This window comes from Paenibacillus sp. MAHUQ-45, assembly GCF_058133325.1.
Genome location: NZ_JBYUPV010000010.1, coordinates 38983 through 62462, shown reverse-complemented (window position 1 = coordinate 62462; position 23480 = coordinate 38983). Strand labels below are relative to the sequence as shown.

At 51.1% G+C, this 23480-nt stretch carries 22 protein-coding genes; 14 read left to right on the top strand and 8 right to left on the bottom strand.

Annotation, left to right across the window (positions count from 1 at the left end; genetic code table 11):
* Positions 1 to 10: 10 nt before the first annotated feature.
* The 9 genes from AC3Y23_RS20760 to AC3Y23_RS20720 all read left to right on the top strand — a co-directional run bounded on the left by AC3Y23_RS20760 (position 11) and on the right by AC3Y23_RS20720 (position 12226).
* Positions 11 to 1108, top strand: coding sequence for an S-methyl thiohydantoin desulfurase family protein (locus AC3Y23_RS20760; RefSeq protein WP_379202550.1), 1098 nt, complete (start codon positions 11 to 13; stop codon positions 1106 to 1108).
* Positions 1105 to 2661 (top strand): hydantoinase/oxoprolinase N-terminal domain-containing protein, encoded by a 1557-nt coding sequence (locus AC3Y23_RS20755; protein WP_379202548.1) that lies wholly within the window; start codon positions 1105 to 1107, stop codon positions 2659 to 2661. Before AC3Y23_RS20760 ends, AC3Y23_RS20755 begins: the two co-directional genes overlap by 4 nt.
* A 45-nt stretch (positions 2662 to 2706) precedes the next feature.
* On the top strand, positions 2707 to 4323 hold the full coding sequence (locus AC3Y23_RS20750; RefSeq protein ID WP_379202546.1) for an ABC transporter substrate-binding protein: 1617 nt from the start codon (positions 2707 to 2709) through the stop codon (positions 4321 to 4323).
* Between the two features lie 4 nt (positions 4324 to 4327).
* Entirely contained in the window at positions 4328 to 5353 is a 1026-nt protein-coding gene (locus AC3Y23_RS20745; protein WP_379202544.1) for an ABC transporter permease, read from the top strand.
* 42 nt (positions 5354 to 5395) lie between these two features.
* The gene (locus AC3Y23_RS20740; RefSeq protein ID WP_379202542.1) at positions 5396 to 6310 is read left to right on the top strand and encodes an ABC transporter permease; all 915 of its coding nucleotides are present in this window, start codon (positions 5396 to 5398) and stop codon (positions 6308 to 6310) included.
* 15 nt (positions 6311 to 6325) lie between these two features.
* Complete coding sequence (locus AC3Y23_RS20735) at positions 6326 to 7306, top strand: ABC transporter ATP-binding protein (RefSeq protein WP_379202540.1); 981 nt, start codon at positions 6326 to 6328, stop codon at positions 7304 to 7306.
* A 5-nt stretch (positions 7307 to 7311) separates the two neighbouring features.
* Positions 7312 to 8271, top strand: a complete 960-nt coding sequence (locus tag AC3Y23_RS20730; protein ID WP_379202813.1) for an ABC transporter ATP-binding protein — start codon at positions 7312 to 7314, stop codon at positions 8269 to 8271.
* 167 nt (positions 8272 to 8438) lie between these two features.
* Complete coding sequence (locus AC3Y23_RS20725; RefSeq protein WP_379202538.1) at positions 8439 to 10490, top strand: hydantoinase/oxoprolinase family protein; 2052 nt, start codon at positions 8439 to 8441, stop codon at positions 10488 to 10490.
* The gene (locus AC3Y23_RS20720; protein WP_379202536.1) at positions 10487 to 12226 is read left to right on the top strand and encodes a hydantoinase B/oxoprolinase family protein; all 1740 of its coding nucleotides are present in this window, start codon (positions 10487 to 10489) and stop codon (positions 12224 to 12226) included. The genes AC3Y23_RS20725 and AC3Y23_RS20720 overlap by 4 nt, the downstream gene beginning before the upstream one ends.
* A 149-nt stretch (positions 12227 to 12375) precedes the next feature.
* Here AC3Y23_RS20720 and AC3Y23_RS20715 read toward each other — a convergent pair whose 3' ends face one another.
* Together AC3Y23_RS20715 and AC3Y23_RS20710 are read right to left on the bottom strand one after the other, a co-directional pair.
* On the bottom strand, positions 12376 to 12711 hold the full coding sequence (locus AC3Y23_RS20715; RefSeq protein ID WP_379202534.1) for a potassium channel family protein: 336 nt from the start codon (positions 12709 to 12711) through the stop codon (positions 12376 to 12378).
* Positions 12712 to 13144: 433 nt separating this feature from the next.
* The gene (locus AC3Y23_RS20710; RefSeq protein WP_379202532.1) at positions 13145 to 14395 is read right to left on the bottom strand and encodes an XAC2610-related protein; all 1251 of its coding nucleotides are present in this window, start codon (positions 14393 to 14395) and stop codon (positions 13145 to 13147) included.
* Positions 14396 to 14641: 246 nt separating this feature from the next.
* On the opposite strand from AC3Y23_RS20710, the gene rfbF reads away from it, so the two are divergent.
* Together rfbF and AC3Y23_RS20700 are read left to right on the top strand one after the other, a co-directional pair.
* Positions 14642 to 15412 (top strand): glucose-1-phosphate cytidylyltransferase, encoded by a 771-nt coding sequence (rfbF, locus tag AC3Y23_RS20705; protein WP_379202530.1) that lies wholly within the window; start codon positions 14642 to 14644, stop codon positions 15410 to 15412.
* On the top strand, positions 15412 to 16398 hold the full coding sequence (locus tag AC3Y23_RS20700) for a glycosyltransferase family 2 protein (RefSeq protein WP_379202528.1): 987 nt from the start codon (positions 15412 to 15414) through the stop codon (positions 16396 to 16398). The genes rfbF and AC3Y23_RS20700 overlap by 1 nt, the downstream gene beginning before the upstream one ends.
* Positions 16399 to 16618: 220 nt before the next feature.
* Here the strand turns inward: AC3Y23_RS20700 and AC3Y23_RS20695 are convergent, their stop codons facing one another.
* The 5 genes from AC3Y23_RS20695 to rfbG are packed head-to-tail and all read right to left on the bottom strand — an operon-like array spanning position 16619 to position 20905.
* On the bottom strand, positions 16619 to 17746 hold the full coding sequence (locus AC3Y23_RS20695) for a DegT/DnrJ/EryC1/StrS family aminotransferase (protein WP_379202526.1): 1128 nt from the start codon (positions 17744 to 17746) through the stop codon (positions 16619 to 16621).
* 12 nt (positions 17747 to 17758) lie between these two features.
* On the bottom strand, positions 17759 to 18457 hold the full coding sequence (locus tag AC3Y23_RS20690) for a GNAT family N-acetyltransferase (protein ID WP_379202524.1): 699 nt from the start codon (positions 18455 to 18457) through the stop codon (positions 17759 to 17761).
* 3 nt (positions 18458 to 18460) lie between these two features.
* On the bottom strand, positions 18461 to 19231 hold the full coding sequence (locus tag AC3Y23_RS20685; protein WP_379202522.1) for a glycosyltransferase family 2 protein: 771 nt from the start codon (positions 19229 to 19231) through the stop codon (positions 18461 to 18463).
* Between the two features lie 16 nt (positions 19232 to 19247).
* Positions 19248 to 19802 carry a dTDP-4-dehydrorhamnose 3,5-epimerase gene (gene rfbC / locus AC3Y23_RS20680; protein WP_379202520.1) on the bottom strand — a complete coding sequence of 185 codons (555 nt, stop codon included), beginning with the start codon at positions 19800 to 19802 and terminating at the stop codon, positions 19248 to 19250.
* The gene (gene rfbG, locus AC3Y23_RS20675; RefSeq protein ID WP_379202518.1) at positions 19799 to 20905 is read right to left on the bottom strand and encodes a CDP-glucose 4,6-dehydratase; all 1107 of its coding nucleotides are present in this window, start codon (positions 20903 to 20905) and stop codon (positions 19799 to 19801) included. The genes rfbC and rfbG overlap by 4 nt, the downstream gene beginning before the upstream one ends.
* A gap of 206 nt (positions 20906 to 21111) precedes the next feature.
* Between rfbG and AC3Y23_RS20670 the strand changes: the two genes are divergently transcribed.
* The 3 genes from AC3Y23_RS20670 (at position 21112) to AC3Y23_RS20660 (ending at position 22471) form a co-directional block, all read left to right on the top strand.
* A complete protein-coding gene (locus AC3Y23_RS20670) occupies positions 21112 to 21591 on the top strand; it encodes a hypothetical protein (protein WP_379202516.1) in 480 nt (159 codons plus the stop codon).
* A gap of 137 nt (positions 21592 to 21728) precedes the next feature.
* Positions 21729 to 22286, top strand: a complete 558-nt coding sequence (locus AC3Y23_RS20665) for a hypothetical protein (RefSeq protein ID WP_379202514.1) — start codon at positions 21729 to 21731, stop codon at positions 22284 to 22286.
* Complete coding sequence (locus AC3Y23_RS20660) at positions 22283 to 22471, top strand: hypothetical protein (RefSeq protein ID WP_379202512.1); 189 nt, start codon at positions 22283 to 22285, stop codon at positions 22469 to 22471. Before AC3Y23_RS20665 ends, AC3Y23_RS20660 begins: the two co-directional genes overlap by 4 nt.
* A gap of 123 nt (positions 22472 to 22594) precedes the next feature.
* Here the strand turns inward: AC3Y23_RS20660 and AC3Y23_RS20655 are convergent, their stop codons facing one another.
* Positions 22595 to 23479, bottom strand: coding sequence for a glycosyltransferase family 2 protein (locus AC3Y23_RS20655; protein WP_379202510.1), 885 nt, complete (start codon positions 23477 to 23479; stop codon positions 22595 to 22597).
* Between the last annotated feature and the right edge of the window lies 1 nt (position 23480).

Sequence of the window (23480 nt, the reverse complement as noted above, 5' to 3'; positions counted from 1 at the left end):
AGCCGAGCGTATGCGTAAGATTGAAAGTCACCATTTGGAGGATATTGCATTAGGCGCTGCTGTACTGGGCACGGGTGGGGGAGGTGACCCTTATGTGGGCCAACTGATGGCTATGGCGGCTATTGAAAAATATGGCCCTGTGAACTTGATCTCGCCAGAAGAGCTGGACGATGAAGCTTGGGTAGTGTCCGTTGGTATGATGGGGGCGCCCACGGTAGTAGTGGAGAAGATTCCCGGAGGGCAAGAACCCCTACAGGCCTTTGAAGCGCTAAAAGCACATACGGGGAAGGAGATCAGCGCGATTTTTCCAATTGAGATCGGCGGTATTAATTCTCTGATTCCCGTTATCCTCGCTGCTACAACAGGCTTGCCACTAGTGGATATTGACGGGATGGGACGTGCATTTCCAGAGCTGCAGATGGTTACCTTCCATCTGGTGGATATCCCTTCCGGTCCAGTGGCGATGGCTGATGAGAAAGGAAACTCCGTAATTGTGAATGGTGTGGATAGCTTATGGAGTGAACGAATCGCTCGTCAAGCACTGATTACGATGGGAGGCTCGGTAACGACCTGCGATTATTTGATGCAGGGCTTTCAGCTGAAGGAAGCCGGCATTCATCATACCTTCAGTCTGGCACAGCGTATCGGGGAGACGGTACGTAGTCTGAAGCATCGGAACGAGAGTCCGGTGGAGGCGTTAGTAGCTGAAGTGGGAGGTACGCGGCTATTCACCGGCAAGGTCAGAAATTTGCTTCGTCGCAACGATGGCGGGTTCACGAAAGGCGAAGTGAGTCTCAGCGGCATGGGGCAGGATCAAGACCGGACGTTCACCCTGTACTTCCAGAATGAATTCCTGGTGGCAGAGGCTGACGGTGAAGTGGTGGCTACTACGCCGGATCTGCTGACCGTTGTGGATGCCGAGACGGGCGTGCCGGTGACTACCGAATCACTGCGTTACGGTAATCGGCTGGCGGTAATAGCTATTCCCTGTAATGAAAAATGGAGAACGGCGAAGGGTATTGAAACGGCGGGCCCGCGTTACTTCGGATACGATGTGGATTACATCCCACTAGGTGCAGAAAGCAAGGAAAGAAGGGTGCTTCGATGAGCTATAGAATCGGAATTGATGTCGGCGGTACACATACAGATGCAGTCATTATAGATAAAGACAGACAGTTGGTCAGCAAAATTAAGGTGCCTACAACGGAGGACATCGGGACAGGCATTCAGCGTGCTATCGCCGGTCTGCTTGCAGAGAGCAAGCTTGACCCGCGGGAAATCCGGTTCGCGATGCTGGGGACCACACACTGTACCAACGCAATTGTTGAACGGCGGAATCTGGCGAAGATCGGAGTGGTGAGAATCGGCGCTCCGGCTGGTCTGGCAATTCCCCCGTTCCTGAACTGGCCGCAGGAACTGCTGGATGAGGTGTTTGTCGGAAGTCATATTATCAGCGGAGGCCATGAATTCGACGGGCGGAGAATCGCTCCGCTGGATGAGGCTGCACTGCGAGAGATGGCTTCTGAATGGAAGGGAAAAGTGGCCGCGGTGGCGATCACCTCCATCTTCTCACCGGTGGACTCCGGTGATGAGCAGCGTGCACAAGCTATTTTCCAGGAAATTCTCGGGGATGACATCCATTTCTCGCTGTCCAGCGAGATTGGCAGCATCGGACTGATCGAGCGTGAGAATGCCACGATTCTGAACGCAGCTTTGGTTCACGTGGCACGCCAGATGGTACGGGGGTTTGAGGACTCACTGGCTGAGAACGGCATTGATGGGGCACGAATCTTCCTCGGGCAGAATGACGGGACGCTGATGACCTCGGATTACGCGCTCCGTTTCCCGGTATTGACCATTGCTTCCGGGCCGACAAACAGCATCCGCGGTGCGGCTTATCTGACGGATGCCAAGGCAGCGCTGGTGCTGGATGTTGGCGGAACCACAACCGATATCGGCGTGTTGGTTCAGGGATTCCCGCGTGAATCCTCTCTGGTTGCCGAGATAGGCGGAGTACGCACGAACTTCCGCATGCCGGACCTGCTGTCCTTCGGACTTGGCGGTGGGACACGAATTCGCGGCGAGGGTGCAGCCTTGACCGTTGGACCGGACAGTGTGGGGTATCTGTTACCTGAGAAGGGGCTGCTCTTCGGCGGTACTGAACTCACTGCCACTGACATTGCAGTAGCCAAAGGGCTGACGGAGCTGGGGGACCGTGAGAAATTGACTCACTTGTCTCCGCAACTGGTGGATGAAGCTTATGCGACAATGATTAACCTGGTCGAGGAAGCCATCGACAAGATGAAGACCTCGTCTGATTCGATCCCAGCCATCGTGGTCGGCGGAGGCAGCATTATTCTTCCTGATGAACTGATTGGTGTGTCCGAAGTGCTTCGCCCGCTCCATTTCGAGGTGGCCAACGCCATCGGCGTAACTATTGCCGAAGTGAGTGGCCAGGTCGAGAAGATCTACTCACTGGAGGAATGGGGCAGAGACCAGGCGCTTACGGAAGCCAGACAGCTGGCTGCCGGGGAAGCGGTAGCGGCCGGTGCAAGTGCCGATTCCGTTGAGATTGTAGATATTGAAGAGGTGCCATTGGCTTATTTGCCAGGGAATGCTGTACGCATTCGGGTAAAGGCTGTTGGACAGCTCACAATATAGATTTGTATTACCAATAGGAGATCAGAGAGTGGGGAGAAGAGAATGATGAAGAAGAGATCAAGAAATACGCTGCTGTTGCTGATGCTAAGTGTAGTGCTGGTGTTATCAGCCTGCGGCAGCAAGGGGAATACACCGGCAGCTAATACTGGAAGTAGCACCGGAAGCAATACATCGAGCGGGAATGCACCAAAAGGCGGCATTGCTGTTTACAGTGTGAATACCGATGTAATGACCTTCTGGGACCCAAGTGACAGCTTCAGCAATGAGATTATCGCGATGCACAACATGTACGAAACACTTCTGCGCTACAATGCGGAAACGAAGAGCTACGACAAGCTGCTCGCCGAAGATTATAGCAAATCGGAGGATGGTCTGACTTGGACCTTCAAGCTGCGCAAAGGGGTTAAGTTCCATACTGGAGCGGAGCTGAGCGCAGATCTGGTCAAGAAGTCGATTGAGCGTACCATCAAGAGAGGCAAGGGCGCTTCTTATATCTGGGAAGCCGTCAAGGAAATTAACGTTGTCGATCAATACACGGTTGAATTTAAGCTGAAATATGCTGCAGCGCTGGATAGCATCGTCTCTGCAGGTTATTCTGCCTTTATCTTCGACGCCGATGCGCTGGATCAGCATGGGGAAGATTGGATCAATCAAGGCAATGACGCAGGTTCTGGCCCCTACACTGTACAAAAGTGGACCAAGGGTAGCGAGCTAGTGCTGACCGACTATCCAGAATACTGGAAAGGCTGGCAGCCTAAAAACTTTGAAAAGGTAGTGTTCAAAACCACACCGGAAGCCAATACCCGCGTACAGCAGCTGGAGTCGGGTGAAGTCGATATCACCAATCAGCTTACCCCTGAAATGCTGAAATCACTGGACGGCAAATCTGGCGTTCAAGTTCTGAAGGCCGATGCATTCCAGAACCTGACGCTGCAAATCAATACGCTGAAAGCGCCATTCAACACTCCGAAAGCACGTCAGGCTCTGGCCTATGCGATCAACTACGACAGCATTGTCAAAGACATTATGGGTGGTATGGCAGAACAGTCAACCGGTTACCTTCCGAAAGGGTTATGGGGACAAGATCCAAGTCTATTCAAATACTCCTACAATCCGGAAAAAGCGAAAGAGCTGCTGAAAGAAGCAGGTGTAACTGGAGGGAAATTGTCGATCACTTACTTGTCCGGTGACGATACTGAGCGTCAAGTAGCTGAGCTGCTGAAGGTTGAATTGGCAAAAGTTGGCGTAGATCTTGAGATTAAAGGGATGACTTGGGATGCTCAATGGGATCTAGCCAAGTCTCCAGATGCCAGCCAGCGTCAAGACCTGTTCCTGCTCTACTACTGGTCGGGTTACTCTGATCCTTATGGCTACCTCAGCATTGCCTACAAAACTGAAAATCCAATTGTCTATAACCTGGGCTATTACAGCAATACCAAGTTTGACGACTTGATCGATCAAGCGCGGAAGAACGCCGGAGCCGACCGTGATGGAGCCGCTGCCTTGTACAAGCAAGCCCAGGAAATTCTGATTAATGACGTGCCGGGCATTTCCATCTTCGATCTGAAATACGGTTATGGCTTGCGTGATAACTTCAAGGGCTTCAGCAGCAACCCTTATTATGCCAACGTAGTGTTCTTCTACGACACTTACCGGGAATAGGCTGATGATCCGCTTTATTATTAAAAGACTCTTGCTGGGACTCTTTGTCCTGGCAGGAGTCTCCGTAATTACATTTACCGTTGCACGTGTGGTTCCGTCTGACCCCGCTGCACGTTGGGTGGGGCCACGCGCGAATGCGGAGCAGATTGCGGCAGCCCGAATCGAGCTCGGTCTCGACAAGCCACTGCCGCAACAGTTCTTCACCTATATGAAAGGCTTGTTCACAGGGGATTGGGGGACCTCGATTCGTACCCACCAGCCGGTACTGCGAGAGTTGTTGTCTTTCCTTCCGTCCAGTCTGGAGCTGATTCTGGCGGGGATGTTGATTGCGGTAGTCATCGGCATTCCATTAGGCGTGATATCAGCGGTTAAAAAGGATTCATGGATAGACCAGCTAACCCGCACTTTCAGTGTTGGTGGTGTATCCATTCCTACCTTTTGGCTGGGCCTGATCCTACAGCTGGTATTTTTTCGTCAGCTAGGTCTTTTTCCGCTTGGAGAACGGGTAAGTACCAATACTTCGCTGCTGTATCCTATTGATAACTGGACCGGATTCTATTTGCTGGATTCTTTGCTTCAGGGAAACTTTGTTTTCTTCAAGGATGCAGCACTGCATCTAGTGTTACCTGCGCTGACCATGGCGGCGTATCCCTTAGGGCTGGTTATTCGCATGATCCGTTCTTCGATGATTGACGTGCTTGGCGAGGAACACATCCGTGTGCTGAAGGCCTACGGAATTCCCGCTTGGCGACGAGTCTTTGTCTATGGTCTGAAAAACGCGCTGGGTCCTACGGCGACCTCGCTTGGTCTGACCTTTGCCTACGCGCTGACCTCTACATTTCTGATCGAAGCGGTGTTCAGTTGGCCGGGTTTGGGCATGTATGCCTCACAGGCAATTTTGGCGAATGACTATCCGGTAACGATGGCGATTACGTTCCTCGTTACGGTGGCTTACATTGGGATCAATTTGCTTGTCGATGTCGTGGTCGCCCTGCTGGACCCACGGATCAAGCTGTACCAGAACGCTTAGAGCAGCCATGCTCTATTACCATTGATAGGAGGAAAACGACTGATGAATTCAAACTCGCTGCCGACGCCGCTTCCTCCGGTGATTGAAGAGTCGTCTGCAGGCCGGGCCTATAAGTTCAAGGAGTTCATCCTGTTCCTGCGGTCGAATAAGCTGGCGGCTATTGGCTTGTCGTTTATTATTATTCTGCTTATTATTGCCGTAATTGGTCCCTTGATCGCTCCTTATCCTGATGACGCCTATAAAGCCGTCCATCTGGAGAACAAGCTGCTGCCTCCCTCAGGAGCACATTTATTCGGGACCGACGAATTAGGCCGGGATTTGCTGTCACGGGTTATTTACGGTACCCGATTATCTTTTCAAATCGGGATCTCGGTTATTTTATTGTCCATACTGATCGGAATTCCATATGGTCTGATTGCCGGCTACTTTGGCGGGTGGGTAGACAATGTGATGATGCGGATCTGTGAAGTATTTCTGAGCTTTCCGTCGATGTTGCTGTCTATTGCCATAGTCGCCCTGCTGGGACCGTCGCTCAATAATATGATGTTCTCCATTGCCTTGTCGTGGTGGCCCTGGTTCGCGCGGTTAATGCGGAGCGAGGCTGTAGCGATTAAGGAACGGGGCTTTGTGGAGGCGGCGCAATCGATGGGCGTCCATCCGCTAGTCATTATTTTCCGCCATATATGGCCGAATTCACTTTCCGTCATTATTGTGCAGATATCGATGTCCTTCGGCTCGGTGATCCTGACGGCAGCGTCACTCAGCTTTCTGGGCCTTGGCGCGCAGCCGCCGACACCGGAGTGGGGACTGATTATTAGTACAGGCAGAGGCTACTTCTTGACTAATTGGTGGTATGTCACGTTTCCGGGCGTGTTCATTCTCCTGACGGTCATGGCCTTTAATTTTCTGGGCGACGGGCTGCGCGATTATCTTGATCCGAAGACCAGAAACAGCTAGAAAAGAGGTGTACCCATGAACGAACTACTGAGAGTGGAGCAGCTGCGTGTCCGCATCGAGACCCGGGAGCGTCAAGTCACAGCGCTGGATCTGGATCATATTTCTTTGCAAAAGGGTGAGATGCTTGCGCTGGTGGGAGAGACAGGATCGGGTAAATCCCTAACGGCGTCTTCGATCCTGCAGCTTTTCCCTACAGCGGCAGCCCGAATTACCGGGGGACGGGTGCTGTTTGATGGCACTAACCTGCTGGAGGCATCACCTGGTGTGATGAATGGCATTCGCGGTAAGGAAATCTCAATGATTTTTCAGGACCCGATGAGCTCGCTGAATCCGGTCTTCCGTATTGGCAAGGTGATGCTGGAGATTATCCGCAGGTACACCGGAGCAGGCAAAAAGCAGGCTAAGCAAAAGGCGGAAGAGGCGCTGAAATTCGTCGGATTGCCCGACCCTTCCGGCATTCTGCGCCGTTATCCGCACGAGCTTAGCGGCGGACAGCGCCAGCGGGTGGCTATTGCTATGGCGATGGTCTGCAAGCCCAAGCTGCTGATTGCCGATGAACCGACTACGGCACTGGATGTGACCATCCAATCGCAAATTCTGTATTTGATCAACAAATTGAAGGAAGAAGAAGGCATGTCGGTGCTTTTCATTACCCATAACCTGGGGATTGTCTCACAGATGGCAGACCGCATCGCTGTGATGTATGCCGGGAGTATTGTGGAGACCGGGCAGACGGAGGAAGTTTTCCGATTTCCTCGTCATCCCTATACCCGGATGCTGCTGGATGCCATACCGAAACTTCGGGAGACCCGTGATCGTCTGCCCGTAATCTCCGGCACTGCGGTGCTGAAGGAGGCGGCAGGCGGACAAGGCTGCAGCTTTGCCGGACGCTGTCCGCGGGCGACCGAGCGCTGTAAGGCAGAGAAGCCGCGACTTGCAGCTGTGGTCTCCAGCCACGAGATTGCGTGCTTTCATCCTTGGGAAGAGGAGCAGTGAAGAGAATGACAGAAGCCCTGGTTGAAATTGAAAACCTGAGTAAGTTTTTCACTGTACGTTCCGGCTGGTTCGGTGTCAGCAAGACACTGCATGCCGTGGATAATGTTAGTTTGACCCTGAACAAGGGGGAGTGCTTTGGCCTCGTCGGGGAATCCGGTTGCGGCAAAAGTACGCTATCGCGAACGCTGCTCCAACTGTATGCGCCCACCTCAGGCACTATCCGGATTGCCGGCTCAGATATTTCATCCGTCACACGGCGGGTGAAGCGTCAGAATACCCGGAACGTACAGATGGTGTTTCAGGATTCCTATTGGTCCATGAACCCGAAGCTGCGGGTCGGAGATGTCGTAGGCGAGCCGCTGCGGACACATACGAAGCTGTCGGCCGCCGAACGTAACCGGAAGGTTGCGGTTTTACTGGAGCAGGTGGGGCTACCCGCTGACTTTGCACGCCGCTTTCCAAGCCAGCTTAGCGGAGGACAGCGGCAGCGTATCGGTATTGCCAGAGCGATTGCTCTGGAGCCGGAGCTGCTCATTCTTGATGAGCCGACCTCCGCACTAGATATGTCTGTGCAGGCGCAAATCCTCAATCTGCTTAAGGATCTGCAGGAGGAGCAGCAGCTCACGTATCTCTTCGTCTCACATGACCTTAGTGTGGTGCGGCATATGTGTACCCGTATGGCGGTGATGTATTTGGGGCAGATCGTGGAGACTGGAACGACCGAGCAGATTTTTGCTAACCCGCAGCATCCCTACACCCGTATGCTAATGCAGGCGGTGCCTGATGTTGAGGGAAACGCGGAGCTGACATTCTATGACGGAGAGATGCCCAAGGCTATCGATCCGCCTGTCGGCTGCCGCTTTGCCTCGCGTTGTCCGCATGCAACCGAGCAGTGCACCAGAGAAAATCAGAGCCTGCGCGAACTGGAAGACGACCGATGGGTCCGCTGCCACTTGGCTATGTAGGTGTACCAAGAACACTTATGCGGGCTGTAGAATAGGCACCTGCCACGATATACATGCTGTCAAGCAATTATGAGGCACCCTGCAGGGCATTTCCGCCTATTCATCCTGTAGGGTGCTTCTCTCTGTCATTACAACGAATGCAACCTTTTAATCCGAGGAGGGAAACGATGCGTATTGCTACAGATATTGGAGGGACTTTTACCGACCTGGTCTATGTTAATGACGCTGGTGAGATCGGTGTCGCCAAGAGTGACACTACTCCTGGCCAATTTGAGCAGGGTGTGCTCGACGTCATTCGGCGGAGCGGTGTGGACCCGCAGCAGATAGACGATTTTATTCATGGTACTACCGTTATCATTAATGCACTGACCGAGCGTAAAGGAGCAAAAACCGGACTGATCACCACTAAAGGCTTCCGTGATGTGCTGGAAATCGCACGTGGCAATCGCCCGGATCTGTTCAATGTGCGTTATCATAAGCCGGCTGCGTTCGTGCCAAGGCATCTTCGGCTTGAAGTAGGCGAGCGTCTGGATTATACAGGAGCTGTAGTAGCCCCGTTGAATGTGGAAGAGCTTCAGGCTGCGGTACAGCAACTGAAGGTCGAGGGAGTGGAGGCTATAGCGATTTCTTTCCTGCATGCCTATACCAATCCTGTTCACGAGCAGGAGGCGCTGCGGATCATTACCGGCATGTGGCCTGAGGTCCAGATTACGGCTTCCCACGAGATTTCCCAGGAATGGCGGGAATATGAACGCACCAATACTGCTGTGTTGAACTCCTATGTGAAGGCAACCGCAGCCTCCTACATTGACCATATGGAGCAGCGGCTGAAGGCCGAAGGTGTCCATGGACGCCGGTACGTGATGCAATCCAATGCGGGAATGACCTCGTTCAGACAGGCGAAGCAGACCCCGATTCAGATGGTGGAGTCGGGTCCGGTAGCGGGGATCTTCGGTGCAGCGATTCTGGGGAAATGGATTGGCGAGGAGAACATTATCGCCTTCGATATCGGGGGAACGACCGCCAAGTGCTCGCTGATCGACAAGGGCGAGGTGAAGGTGACTACAGATTATAAAATCGAACAGAACGAGCGCAATGCTGGCTATCCGGTTAAAGTTCCTGTGGTGGATATCGTAGAAATCGGCACAGGCGGGGGCTCCATTGCCTGGATTGACGAAGGCGGTTCGCTGCGCGTAGGACCGAAGTCAGCTGGGGCGCTGCCCGGTCCGGTGGCCTATGGCCGGGGCGGCCAGGCCCCGACAACGACGGATGCGAATCTGTTGACTGGACGCTTATCGCTGGACAACTTCGCTTCTCCAGCTAGCATGGAGACCGTGCGACAAGCCATAGAAGAGCAAATTGCGTTACCATTCGGCCTTTCTGCCGATGAGGCGGCACTGGGGATTCTGCGGATTGCCAATTCCAACATGCTGAATGCACTTAAGCTGGTATCGGTCCGCAGAGGCTACGACCCGCGTGATTTCACCCTGATCGCCTTCGGCGGCGGTGGGCCGCTGCATGCGGCCGCACTGGCCAAAGAGCTCGGTGTGCGCAAGGTGGTCGTGCCTTTTGCCTCTTCCGTATTTTCGGCTTGGGGCATGCTCATGACCGACCTGCGGCAGGACCATATTCAGACGTATATCCGCCGCATTGAATCTCTTGAGCTTGCGGAGCTGAACGGGCTATTGGCACAAATTCAGGAAGCCGGCTTACAGGCTTATCTTAAGGAAGGTCTGTGCCGTGAGGACATTACCTGGGTTCGTTATGCAGATATGCGTTATCTGGGGCAAGAGCATACTGTGAAAGTAGCCATGCCTGAAGGCGAGTTGACCGCAGCACAGTTGGCGGAATTGAGCAGCCAATTTCACGAGATTCATGAGCGGGAGTATACCTTCCGTCTGGAGGGGGTGCCTGTTGAGATAGTGAATCTGCATGTCAGTACTATCGGTTCTGTGCGGAAGCCTGCACCGAAGCCGCAGGCCGGGCACGGTCCTGATGCTACACTTGCCCAGACTGGGGTCCGTCCAGTGCTCTTCGATGAGGCGGGTTGGCTGAATACTTCAGTCTATAACCGGAATACACTCCAGCCGGGGAATGAAGTTGAAGGACCTGCCATCGTGGAGGAAGCTTCATCGTCGGTTGTCGTGTATCCGGGTCAACTGCTAAAGGTAGACGGCTACGGAAATTTGATCATTGAGACGGAGGTGCAGAGCAGATGACGGCAGGCAGCACGATTGATCCTTTTACCCGTGAGATTGTCAAAGATTCACTTATAGCCATCGGCGAGGAAATGTTCTATTCTTTGGCCCGCACTTCCATGAGCCCCATTATCTATGAAGTGCTGGATTTCGCCAGTGGACTGACCGATGCCAAAGGCCAACTGCTGACCCAGGGGAACGGGGTTACCGGCTTCATTGGTATGCTTACCTTTATGGTGAAGAATACTTTGGACAAGTTTGGTTCAGAGGGACTGCATCCCGGCGATATCATTATTCTAAATGATCCATACGGTGGCGGGGGTTCGCATCTTTCGGATGTCGGGCTGCTCTTGCCGATTTTCCATGAAGGTGAGCTGGTGGCCTTTGCGGCCAACAAAGCGCACTGGACAGAGGTCGGCGGTAAAGATCCTGGTTCATGGACGACCGATTCCACTGAAATTTATCAGGAAGGTCTGCAGTTCCCAACGATCAAGCTGTTTAACAAGGGGGAAATTAATCAGGCGCTCATTGATTTGATCGGGGCGAATGTACGTTTTCCGAACCTGTCGCTTGGAGATTTGTGGGCGCAAATTGCCGGGTTGCGGACGGGAGAGCGAAGATTCCGTGAACTTTGCAGTAAATACGGCAAGCAGACAGTGCAAGCATCGATAGACTTTCTGCTGGATCATGGGGAGCAGGTGTCGAGGCAACAACTGAGCCTGCTGCCTGCAGGTGTCTATGAAGCGGAGGATGAGGTGGAAAATGACGGCTTCGGCAACGGGCCGTTTCCGGTCAAGGTTAAGGTGACCATTACCGCCGATGAGTTCATCTGCGATTTCCGGGGCAGTCATCCGCAGGTAAAAGGGCCGATGAACGCTTCCTATACTGCGCTTGTCTCCTCGGTAAGGACGATTTTTCTGGCCGTGACTAATCCTTCGCAGGATGTGAATGACGGTGTGTTCCGCCCGCTGACGGTTATTACCGACCGGAAATCGATCTTGTCGGCGGAACGGCCGGCGGCAGTATCGACCTACTGGGAGAGCATGCAGTTCGGCGCGGAATTGGTCTGGAAGGCGCTGGCCCCGGTCATCCCGGACCGTTTGAATGCGGGGCATTTGCTCTCAGTCTGCGGGATTGTCCTTAGCGGGGTCCATCCCGTTACACAAGAGCCTTACCTGATCGTGGAGCCTTCCGCAGGTGGCTGGGGAGCAGGCAGTGGCATGGATGGCATGGCCGGTCAATTCTGTATCGGGGACGGGGAAACCTACAACGTTCCGGTTGAGGTGGCGGAAGCGCGCTATGGGATCAGGGTGGATGAATACAGTCTGACTGCTGACGGTGCGGGAGCCGGGGAGTTCCGCGGCGGGAGTGGCGTGATCCGAGCCTACCGTACTTTAAGTGACGGCCACTCCTTCTCGGGCACCTTTGGGCGGCACGAGCTTGCCCCATGGGGTTTAAATGGCGGACTTGCAGGATCAGGCAACGTCATTGAAATTCAAAAGGCGGATGGCCGGCAGGTTGAGCAACTGGGCATCTGCGCCAGAGTTCCTCTGGATCAAGGAGACGTGGTGCGCTTGATTACAGCTACAGGCGGTGGATACGGCAACCCGCTGCAACGTCCGGTTGACAAGGTACTTGCCGATTGGAAGGACGGTTATATCAGCTTGGAGCAAGCCCGTGATCTATACGGGGTTGTGATTGATTCTGCTACGGGACATCTGGAGCGGATTACCGCTGCCCGCGCTGCGCTAGACTGAGGAGCAAGGGCACTTACGGCAAGCGGCGGACGTTAGATAGGAATGACGAGCAAGCTGGAGAGGATGAGTTACCGTAATTTGATGATCATTCTCGTTTCATGTTCAACAAAGAAAGGCCTGGTTAGCTTTGCTGACCAGGCCTTTTTGTATCATTTTTCAGTTTTCCCCGCTTGCTTGATAAGCTCATAGGCGATATAACCAATCATCCCCAAGAATAGTCCTGTACCAGCAACAATGTACACGATCGTAAATATTTTACCGAGCTCTGTCTGGGGAGTGAAGGTCGGATGGCCCACCGTACTTAACGTCGCAACACAAAAATAAATGGCATCAAGGGCAGACAGCCCTTCTTGTTTGACATAGAAAATGGTTCCGGACAACAGTGTCATCATAACCAGTAGAAATAATACCTGAAAATTTTTACGTTTGAATGCTCTCCATAAACCTGAAAATAATCGTTTTAATGTTAGTAACAATGAAAGCATGTAGCTCCACCCTTCACAAATAGTAGTGGTCCCGGCAGTGAGCTGAGAAAATCCCATCCTAAGTCCAATACACCCTTTTGTATTAGATCATACATAGCAAATCACCGTCAATCATTATGGGGTGGCGAGTGCGGATGCACAGTGTTAATGAAGACTGGAGCTTCAGACACAAGAATCCCAAAGCTCCATCAATTTCGTTATGGCAGCGTTGATGTCGTTCAGGGTCATACCATCTCTGGCTTCCGTAGATATTCCTTCCAAAAAGGTAACAAATAATGTGGTTAACATATGAAAGGTAGGGGGGAAAGCACGCAGTTCCTCCATTTATAAAATGAACGACAACCAGCCCGTTTAGCGTGAGCTGGTTGTCGTTTGCTGGCAAGAGATTTAGAGGGTTACCAGCATTATGGCCGAGCTGAGGACCCCGTTCATCCTACTCCGCATAAGGCTCAGTCGTATCCTTTGTAAGCATAAATTCCCCGCTATTGATGTCCCAAACCTTAGTACGGATGACCTTCTGCTGTGGATCTATCTGTTCCACTGTCCTCTTTGTCATTGTCGGAATACCTTTGATATATGTATATTCGTTCATAAAATGTTCGACTGCGCTGGATCTGCCGGATGAGGTGATGAGCTTGGTAATGGCGTTAAATTCAGGTGAAGTAATCTCCTCCAGAAAAGAATTACGGACAAATTCGGACCTCTCTACGTCCCATAACCAGTAGTGATAAGGAATATTGGGACCAGCAGGTGTGCCTGCCTGAATCCGCACATCAAGAACTCCGTCAAAGTTCATATCTTCCAATACCAAACCGAAGGTGTCATTATCCTGGGTTGAGGTCGCTTCAAATGTCAGTTCCTGAATGGATTTGTCATTGTCAACAGGATTTGTGACGGTAATCCGGGTCGCATGGCTTAAACTCTCTTCTCTCATCCCGTACACAGTAAACGTAAATGGCGGAAGAGCCGAGTTAATACTGATGGTGGTGCTATACAACATTTCTGATGGATCGATAAGAGGGTCTTTTATGTAACAAAGAGATTCATAGCCACTGCTTGCGCTGCAATCCTCCAGATCTTGTTCCGGACTAATCGTAAAGCTCACGCGGGACTCCTGCCTGCTCGTCTCCGTACTGATACTACCAAATGCAACGACAATATTTATATCCTTGGCTGCTTTAGGGAGGAGTTCACGGAATTCATTTAACTCGGTTTTGGTAACAGGCTCCTCCGTGTTTTTTTCTACATTCAGACTTATCCTGCCTTTGTAATAAAACGTATCATAGTTGCTGCTCTTTAGATTGAGCTTCATAGGCAGGTTGCTATTGTGAAGAATTCGATCCATTTGAACAACATAAGGGTCTTCATGTGTAGAAGCATAGTGTTTGTTCCATGCATCTTCTAGACTATAGAACAGTTGCTGGGCGGGCAAAACAACGAACAAGCCGAATATCATGAGGGCCAACGCTGAGGGCAATAGCTTCCTGTCGAGCTTCATCCCCAAAAACAAATAACCGCCAACACCGAGCACGAGTGCTATTCCAGTCCAAGTGGCAAGAACAGGATTTTTATGCGATAACCACCCGTCGCCCGTACTGAACGCAATGGTTAACAAACCATAGAAGCACGCTATTCCTACGACTATCGAAAATAATAAATAAGCTATTTTTATGGTTTTCAACATGTGCAGAGACGTCCTCTCTTGATGGAGAAAAAATTTACAATACAATTAGATTTTACCTCGTATCTCTACTAAGGTCTATCCTTCTAACCTCGTATGAGAGACTTAACGCCTCTATTTGGAGTCGTACAACAGGCTATAAATACCAATACTTCCACCCGTAGCAGTACCTGTACCTGTCATCTTCTCATCCCTCACATATACTATCATATAGCTTATATAATTCTATATATAGAACGGAGAATGAGGATGAAGGTCGTAATTCTGGCGGGTGGGTACGGGACAAGAATCAGTGAAGAGACACATTCGCGACCCAAGCCGATGATCCCGATTGGTGAGAGACCGATTCTGTGGCATATTATGAAAACTTACAGCCAGTATGGCTTTAATGAATTTGTGATTTGTCTGGGGTATAAGGGGCATATGGTTAAGGAGTATTTCGCCAACTACATCCGGGACGAGTCGGATTTGACGTTGGACTACAGAAGTGGTGATACCCAGTACCATTCGCAGGAAGCCGAACCCTGGAAGGTTACGCTGGTAAACACAGGCAAGGACTCCATGACGGGTGGTAGAATCAAACGCATTCAGCGTTATGTTGGCGATGAACCTTTTATGCTCACTTACGGCGACGGGCTATGTGATATGAACTTTCAGGAGTTGCTAAAGTTCCATAAGGCTCATGGCAAGCTGGCTACGGTCACCGCTGTACAGCCGGCCGGGAGATTTGGTGCTTTAGGTCTTGGCGCGGGGGACAGAGTCAATGATTTTCATGAAAAATTAAAAGGGGACGGCAAGTGGGTCAACGGGGGATTCATGGTGCTGCAGCCAGAAGTCTTTGATTATATAGAAGGAGACCATACAATCTTCGAACAGGAGCCTTTGATCAACCTGGCCAGCGGAGGGGAGCTGCATGCATTCCGGCATGATGGCTTCTGGTATGCGATGGATACGCTCAGGGACAAAAATTATCTGCAAGCGCTTTGGGATTCCGGGCAAGCCCCCTGGAAGTTGTGGTGATGGGGATGAGCACGGCAACTCCGCTTGTAAGCATTCTGATTCCAACGTACAACCGGCCTCATTACCTGGAGCAGGCATTAAGAAGCGCTTTGGCCCAGACGTACCCGAACATTGAGATTATTATCAGCGACAACAGTGACAATAACTATACCCAGCATGTGGTTGAGTATTTTCAATCAGAGCTTGGTTTTTCCAATATTCATTATGTGAAGAACAAGAGCAACATCGGTCCGGTGGCCAACCAACTGCAATGCATGCGGCTGGCCAGCGGCGAATACGTCAACTTTTTAATGGATGATGATCTGTTTGATCCTGTCAAGATTGAGAGAATGGCCGCTTATTTAAAAAGATTTCCCGGAGTCACACTAGTTACGTCGCGCAAAAGCATCATCAACGAGGCTAACCAGATGATCCAGCTTTCGCCGGATACGGTACCCTTCGCTAATTTCGGTGTTTATGAAACGTTTGTTAATGGAAGGATGGCGATGGCCACCATGCTGCGCAACCGGATCAATTATATCGGGGAACCGACAACCGGACTGTTCCGAAAAGGGGATCTGGCTGAGCCCTTCGGGGTCTTCTATGGCCGCAAAGCTTTCAATAATGTTGATGTGGCGACTTGGCTGACTCTGCTGTCTCGCGGCGATTTAGTGTATATTACGGATCCGTTAAGTTCTTTTCGCAAGCATTCATCGCAAATATCGGTCAGTCCGTTGTCTCAGATGGCTGAGATCTGCGACTGGATTGATCATATCCTGATGGCCACTCATACCGGCCTATTACCTCAAGATGAAGAATGGGTACAAACAATATTGGCGCTCAAGGGGTTGGCAGTGAATCAGTTTCCAGCGTGGAATGCGCATACGAAGCGTTTGTTTCAGCACGAGTTTGTCTCAAGAATCACACAATTGATGGAGATTTGCGCGGTAAACGCTAATCTACGTACCGCAGGCCAGGAGTTTAGGGAGCTGCTGGGAAGAATATGACACAAGTTAATGTGAAAATGGCCCGGACTTGATCCCCTATTTTAAGGGATTCAGGTACGGGCCATTTTGTGCCTGAACGCAGCCACTGTTCAGGGGAGTCTATAGAAGAGGCGCTGGATGTCCCGCCTCCAGCCAAAAAGGATTGACCCTTTCTTCGCCGACCCGGGGGGGCAAAGAAGCAGGTCAATCCTTTTTCAGAACATTGTCGTGCTAACTTTCCTTATTGATACGCCTGAACGGCTGAGATCACATATTCGACCTCGTCCGATGTCAGGTCGGGGAACAGTGGCAGGGTCACAAGCTCACGCCAGACCTTGGTAGCCGCCGGATTCTCCGAAGCGTATTTCATGAACAGAGGCTGCATCGGCAGTGGCATATAGTGAACACCAGTAGCGATGCCGCGGGCTTGCATGGCGGCGATGAACCGCTCCCGCTCCTGAACCCGTACAACAAAGGCCCAATACGAGGAATCGTGTAGATCATAAGGAATGGCGGATTTCACCTTCGTCAAGCCCTGAAGCCCCGCGGTGTACTGTCCTATAATCTCTTCCCTTCTGCGGTTCATACGATCGAGCTTGCCGAGCTGAACAAGGCCGATGGAGGCCATAAGATCGTTCATATTATATTTGTAGCCGATGTCCGAGATTTCATAATACCAGCTGTTCACATCAGGCTGACCCAACTGATACTCCTCATAACGCTCCCAGGTATCCTTGTTGATGCCGATCCAGCGCGAATGACGGAGCGGCTTCAGCAGCTCTACATCGTCTGAGGAGATCATGCCGCCGTCCCCGGTGGTCATGCATTTTTTCTCCTCAAAGCTGTAACATCCGATATCTCCCCAGGTACCTAGTGTCTTGCCTTTATACTTGCCGCCAGCGGAGTGCGCGCAGTCCTCAATAACCTTCAGGCCACGCGCCTTGGCCCAAGACACCAGATTGTCCATAGGAACAGGATGGCCGCCAAAATGCACCGGCATGACAGCTACACAGTCCTTGTCATATTTTCGTTCCAGATCTGCAAGATCCAGGCCCAGTGTGTGTTCGTCGATATCTACGAATACGGGAATAAGGCGATTATACAGTGCAGCCATTGCGGTTGCGGCAAAGGTCAATGCAGGCACCAGCACCTTTTTACCTTCCGGGAATCGATAAGCGGACAGCGCCAGATGCAGCGCAGCCGTACAGGAATTGACGCCTACAGATTCTTGTGAGCCTACATAGCGGCTCCATTGCCGCTCAAATTCAGTAACCTTGGGTCCCAGACCAAGCCATGCGCTGTCAAACGAGTCTTTAATACTTGCCAGCTCCTCCTCACCGACAGAAGGCTTGAACAGTCTGATTTTCATGTGATACCCACCTTATCTTTTATGGAATGCGTCACTCATTATTTGCCAGAAGGCTTCACGTGTAATAGTCATGGTCACCAGTTCGCGTTCTGGCGCTTCGGTTAGTGGAAGTGGTGCTGGAATCCAGCGGATGGCGCCAGCTTCCTCCACTTTGAGCAGCGGTATCCGCTCTGATTCCACCGCTCCCAGGCCCTTATAGATTCGCATTGCCCGGTAATTGTCTCCCAGCACGTGGATGCAAGCCGTCTCGATACCCAATGTATGGATGCTCCATTCACCGAGTGCAATGAGGGCGTAAATCATAATATTCCCGAACGCACCTTTGCGTCCGCGCAGGAGATTGTCGAACTCACAGCTTTTGGCAGCTTCATCGTAATTTAGCAAGCCTACCTGTCCTACAGGAGCTTGTTCTTCATCCTCGACAAAGAAAAGAATCCGATCGTCTGCGCCCAGAACCTGATGCTCCAGCCAGCGCCGGGTTCCTTCTTCGGATGCCGAAAACTGGGTAGTGAACCAGGAGGAGGAGGAATTCCTCCATTCTGTGAGTTGGCGAATTTCATCGGAGTTGTGAATAACCTCTCCAGTGATGGGACGCAATCTGCCGCGCACGGTACCATTGACTACAATAGGGATGCAGTAAGAGGAAATTTGCTGCACGTCTGCTTGCTTATAGGTTCGCAGGAGTTCCTTCATCTGGAACAATCCCTTCATTTGTTATTGGATATATCCATGGATCTTGGCGAATCGTTCAAAGGTCTTGATATCCAGCTCTCCGACCTTTCTGGCGTATTTATGCTGTGACAACTGTGTGGAATGATAGCGGAGATAGCTAAGTGGTTGAACCAGAATCGCTGCATTGCCTTGCGTCATCAGGTTAACCCAACTGGCCATATCCACGGCGAAGAAGACCTGTTTACCTGCGAGCACACCGAAGGGCTCTGTCAATGCACTGCGCTTGAACAGTACAGTGGTAGGTTCTCCGAGATAATTTGTCTGGTTACGCAGCATCATTTCTGTCAGCGTCCGACCATTGATTATAGTATCCTTGTTAGAGAATTTCCTGAAGGTTAAGACTGGTGGGACATATATTTGCTTGCCCTTGGCGTCAATAACTCTCCGCTGGGAACTGACAAGAACTACGCCGGCGTGTCCCAGAATGAAATTCATCATTTTTTCGATTTTTTGTGGATGAAACAAATCATCGTCGTTCAGGTAATTGATATACTCGCCATGTGCAAGATTGAGGCACTGCTGTTGGTTGGCGATAGGACCGATGTTCTTGGGGTTTCGGTGGTAGCGTATTTTGGAGCCGTTCGGATGTGCCTGGTATTGTGCCACCACCTGTTCAGTCTCCGTGTTGTCACTATTATCGCTAATGACGATTTCAATGTTGGCATAGGTCTGAGCAAGTGCACTTCTTAGTGCCTGTTCAAAATAGTCGGATCGATTGAAGGTGGGGATCAAAATACTCACGAGTGGTTGCATACGTCTGATCGCTCCTTTAATTTTGTTCTAAATGTCGTTTGTATTCCTCCAGGGTGGGAAGTTGCATATCTCTGTCTGACATAATCGGCCTCAGAATCGGCCAGGTAATGCGCAATGTCTCGTCGTTCCAGCGTACGCCGCCTTCATGCTGCGGGGCATAGCAGCGGTCCACTTTGTACACAACTTCACAAGCATCCTGAAGTGTACAGAATCCGTGAGCAAACCCTTTGCTGATATATACCATCTTGTTGTTGTTTTCTGTCAGCAGCACAGAATCCCAGCAACCAAATGAAGGAGAATCCGGCCTGAGGTCTACAAAAACATCGAAGATGGCACCCTGGGTTACCCGGATGAGCTTCGTTTCCGCATGGTCGCCATACTGTAGATGCATTCCCCTGATCGTGCCTTTTTTGCCTGAAAAGGATCGATTCTCCTGAACCCAATTCCAGTCCAGACCATGCTCCTTGAATAACTGTTGATCATAAATCCGCGTAAAATGGCCCCGGTGGTCGCTACTGGGACTGAGGCTGATTTCATAAATTCCCTGCAGTCTGCCTGGCTTGATGATCATCCGCTTTGTACTCCTTTCATATAATCGCGGATCTGTTGCAGGCTGACCTGACGCATGTCTTCTTGGTGCTGAACAGCTTTGTACCATTCCACAGTCCGGGCCAGCGCCGTCTCCAGATTCCAGCGTGGAGTCCAGCCTAGCTCCTGCTTCGCCATTGACGAATCCAACCGCAAATAATGGGCCTCTGGCGGATGGCTGGTCTCCTTGTCGACAAGGTAGCTGGCCCCTTCCCCCCATAGGCTGCATAGCCGCTGAACCAGTTGCTCCACGGAGTAGGCATCATCGGGGCCGAAGTTCCACCCCTGATCATAAGGTGAGCCGGACTCGGCCAGTTTTTGTGCTAACAGTAAATATCCGTGCAGTGGTTCCAGCACGTACTGCCAGGGCCTTACTGCCTGTGGATACCGGATCTGTACAGCTTCCTGCCTCAGAACGGCCCGGACAACATCCGGAATCAGGCGTTCCTTGCTCCAGTCTCCGCCCCCGATGACATTGCCGGCCCTGGCTGATGCGATAGCGACCTGAGCGGCTGCACTACCTGGATGAAAGAAGGCTCTACGGTAGCTGTCTGTAATGAGCTCTGAGCAGGCTTTGCTGCCGGAGTAGGGATCACTGCCGCCAAGACGGTCGCTCTCCCTGTAGCCCCAGGCCCATTTTCGATTGTCGTAACACTTATCTGTTGTGACATTAAGGACGGCCCGAATCGGGCTTCCTTGTGCTGACGCTGTGCGGACTGCCTCCAATACATTCACAGTTCCCATCATATTAATCTCGAAGGTGGCGGCAGGATTAATGTAGGATTCACGAACGAGCGGCTGGGCTGCCATATGAATTACGATATCTGGAGCAGTCTGCACAAGGGCATTGGATAAGGCATCGGGATTTCGAATATCATCCAAATAAGAAGTGATCAGTTCATCCATGCGGCAAATATCATACAGGTTCGGCTCGGTGGGAGGCTTCAGAGCATATCCGGTTACTGAAGCGCCAAGGGAATGCAGCCACAGAGACAACCAGGTTCCCTTAAAGCCTGTGTGTCCGGTGATGAATACTTTCTTGTTCCTCCAGAATACGGCATCTGCCTGTTGCTGGGCGGGCATCATTGACTTTCCTTTCCTCCTTCGCCTGCATTAATAAAACTCTTCCTCTCATTGTTAATAGAAGATATAAGTTTGTGATAGCATATGGTAAAAGGTAGGGTCCTGAAACTGGCAATAATCTATAGACCTATTAATTTCAGAAAATATGTATCCATCCAAGCACACCTCTGATTCTTGCATAATATAGCAGCAGGAAAGGAGGGAAAAGGATGAGTGATGTGGAAGCCAAACTGGCCCAGTTTCTGGAGAAAGCACAGAATCTGGCCTTGAAGGATGATAATGTGGTGGGGCAATTGCTTAGAAAGCTGGGTTCCGTTCAATCCAAAGTGGATACTACGGCGAGCGACAGCATTGATCAAGCAAGCTTCAATCAATTGCAATCCGAAATGGCCGCTCTGAACCTGGATGAAGCTACAAAATCCGAGCTGTTGAATGCAATTGGTAAAGTGGATAACGGAGCGACCAGTGTTTCTGTCGGTCAAGTAGTGGATGATGTCTTTGGCAAACTCCGGAATCTGCAAACTTCGTTTGCAGGCTCTAATGTGGATGTGAACACAGTAGTTGGGGAGCTAAGCCGGATCTTTGAGCAAACAAAGTCTCAGGTTCAACCGTTCTTGGGTTCGTTAAATCTGAACGGAAGCAATTTGCTTGATACTGTGCAAAAGTTGATAGGCAGCCAGTTACGCTAGTGCCGTCTATAGGCTGACGAGGGGCTGTCCCACAAGGTCGTATCTGACTGCGGGGCAGCCTCTTCTATGCATTGACTGATCGAATTGGCGGGGAAATGAGAGTTTCATATCTTCTATATAAATGGAGGTTTGAACGAATGGCAGCACAATTTAAATTGGAGGATTTGACAGGGCTGATCGAGAAAGTGGCCCGGCCGGGCCTGTTGGCTCAGCTTCTGGGCAAGGATAATGCGGTTCCCAAAAGTATTGTAGACTTTTTGAAGACAAGTTCCGATCAGCTAACTCCGACCGCAGGTGAGCCTGTATCGGCTCATTCGAAAGCCAGTGTACCGTCTACTAAGGCTGCATCGGCCCAATCGAAAGCCAGTGTGCCGTCTACCAAGGCTGCATCGACCCATTTGACAGCTAGTGTGCCATCTGCCAAAGGACAATCATCCGCACGCAGCAATGTGATTGGTGGAATCCTGGGCGCGTTGGGTCGAATTACCGCTGTTCCTTTCGCGGAGCTGGCCCGTGAGAACATTGGCAACAATGTGCTGATCACAACGAACCGGGAAATCGTCGAAGGGATTGTAGCTGAAGCCGGGAGCGGATATGCCGTGTTAACCGAAGAGGGAGGCGCGAGTGTAATCGTGAATTTCAAGAATATCCTGGCGTTTCAACCTAGCATTCTAGCGGAGGTGGAAGCAGAATGAGTTTTTCCAAGAAGATCGCAACCTATGTCGGGGAAAGCGTTCAAGTGGAGACGGCAGTAGAGACCTTTGCCGGTGTGCTTGTATCGGCGGATGATACCTTTACCGTGATTAACAGGGACGGTGTGAAAGACAATCCGGTGACCATTTTGACCGATGCTATTGCTTATGTAAGAAGCAATTTATAGCAATACGAGCTAGAGAGGCGAGATAAATGCAGTCATACAAAAGAGGAGGTGCCGGGGGCACCTCCTCTTTTTACATCCTATAGTAGTCTCGTAAAGTGCCGAGTCTCCTCTCTAAAGCGTTGATCATGCTGTTTCTGACCAGGTAAAGCAGGTAGACAGAATGCGGTTAAGTGTTTCCTGATCATAGATTCCGTTCGCCTGATTACGCTCCATCAGCTTCCGCGCCCAAGATAGTGCTCGTGAATATCCCTCATAATCATGAACGGGAATGGTGCGCTGATAGAATTGCATGTGAATCTCGAACTCTTCCTCGGTAGGAAAGACACCCAGATTATACAGCAGCATTCTGCGCACCCGGTCCGCCGTCAGACGCTGAGCCTGATGCTGCCGGATAGAGATTTGACCTTCATGCACGCGATAGGAGTAGAGGTATTCGGGCAGATTCTCGATCCTTGTGAGTTCCGACAGCCGGCTCCAGAATTCATAGTCCTCGGCATGTGTAAAGCCCGGATTGTAGTGGATGTCATGTTCCTTCAGTACGCTGCTCCGCATAAATACCGTAGGATGTCCAACACAACAATAGAAAAGCTGCCAGCAGCGAATATCTTCATGACTTGTAGGCCTGGGGATGAGTTCCCCGTTATGAAAAAGGGTGATGAAGGTGCCAAGGACACCGACCTCGGGATGGGTCTCCATATAGCGGAGCTGTGACTCAAAACGATGGGGCGCACTGATATCATCGCTGTCCATTCTCGCAATATATTCACCTGTGGACAAGTCCAGTCCCTCATTAAGACAATGAACCAGCCCTTTGTTGGAATCGTGGATGATGAGGCGAATTCGCGGATCTTCCAAGCTCTGGAGATATTCCAGTGTACCGTCGGTGGAACAATCGTCGATGATCAGAAATTCAAAGTCGCGGTAGGTCTGATTCAGTATGCTTTCCACTGCATTTTTAATATAAGGCCTGGTGTTATAAGCCGACATCAATACTGTTATCTTGGGCATT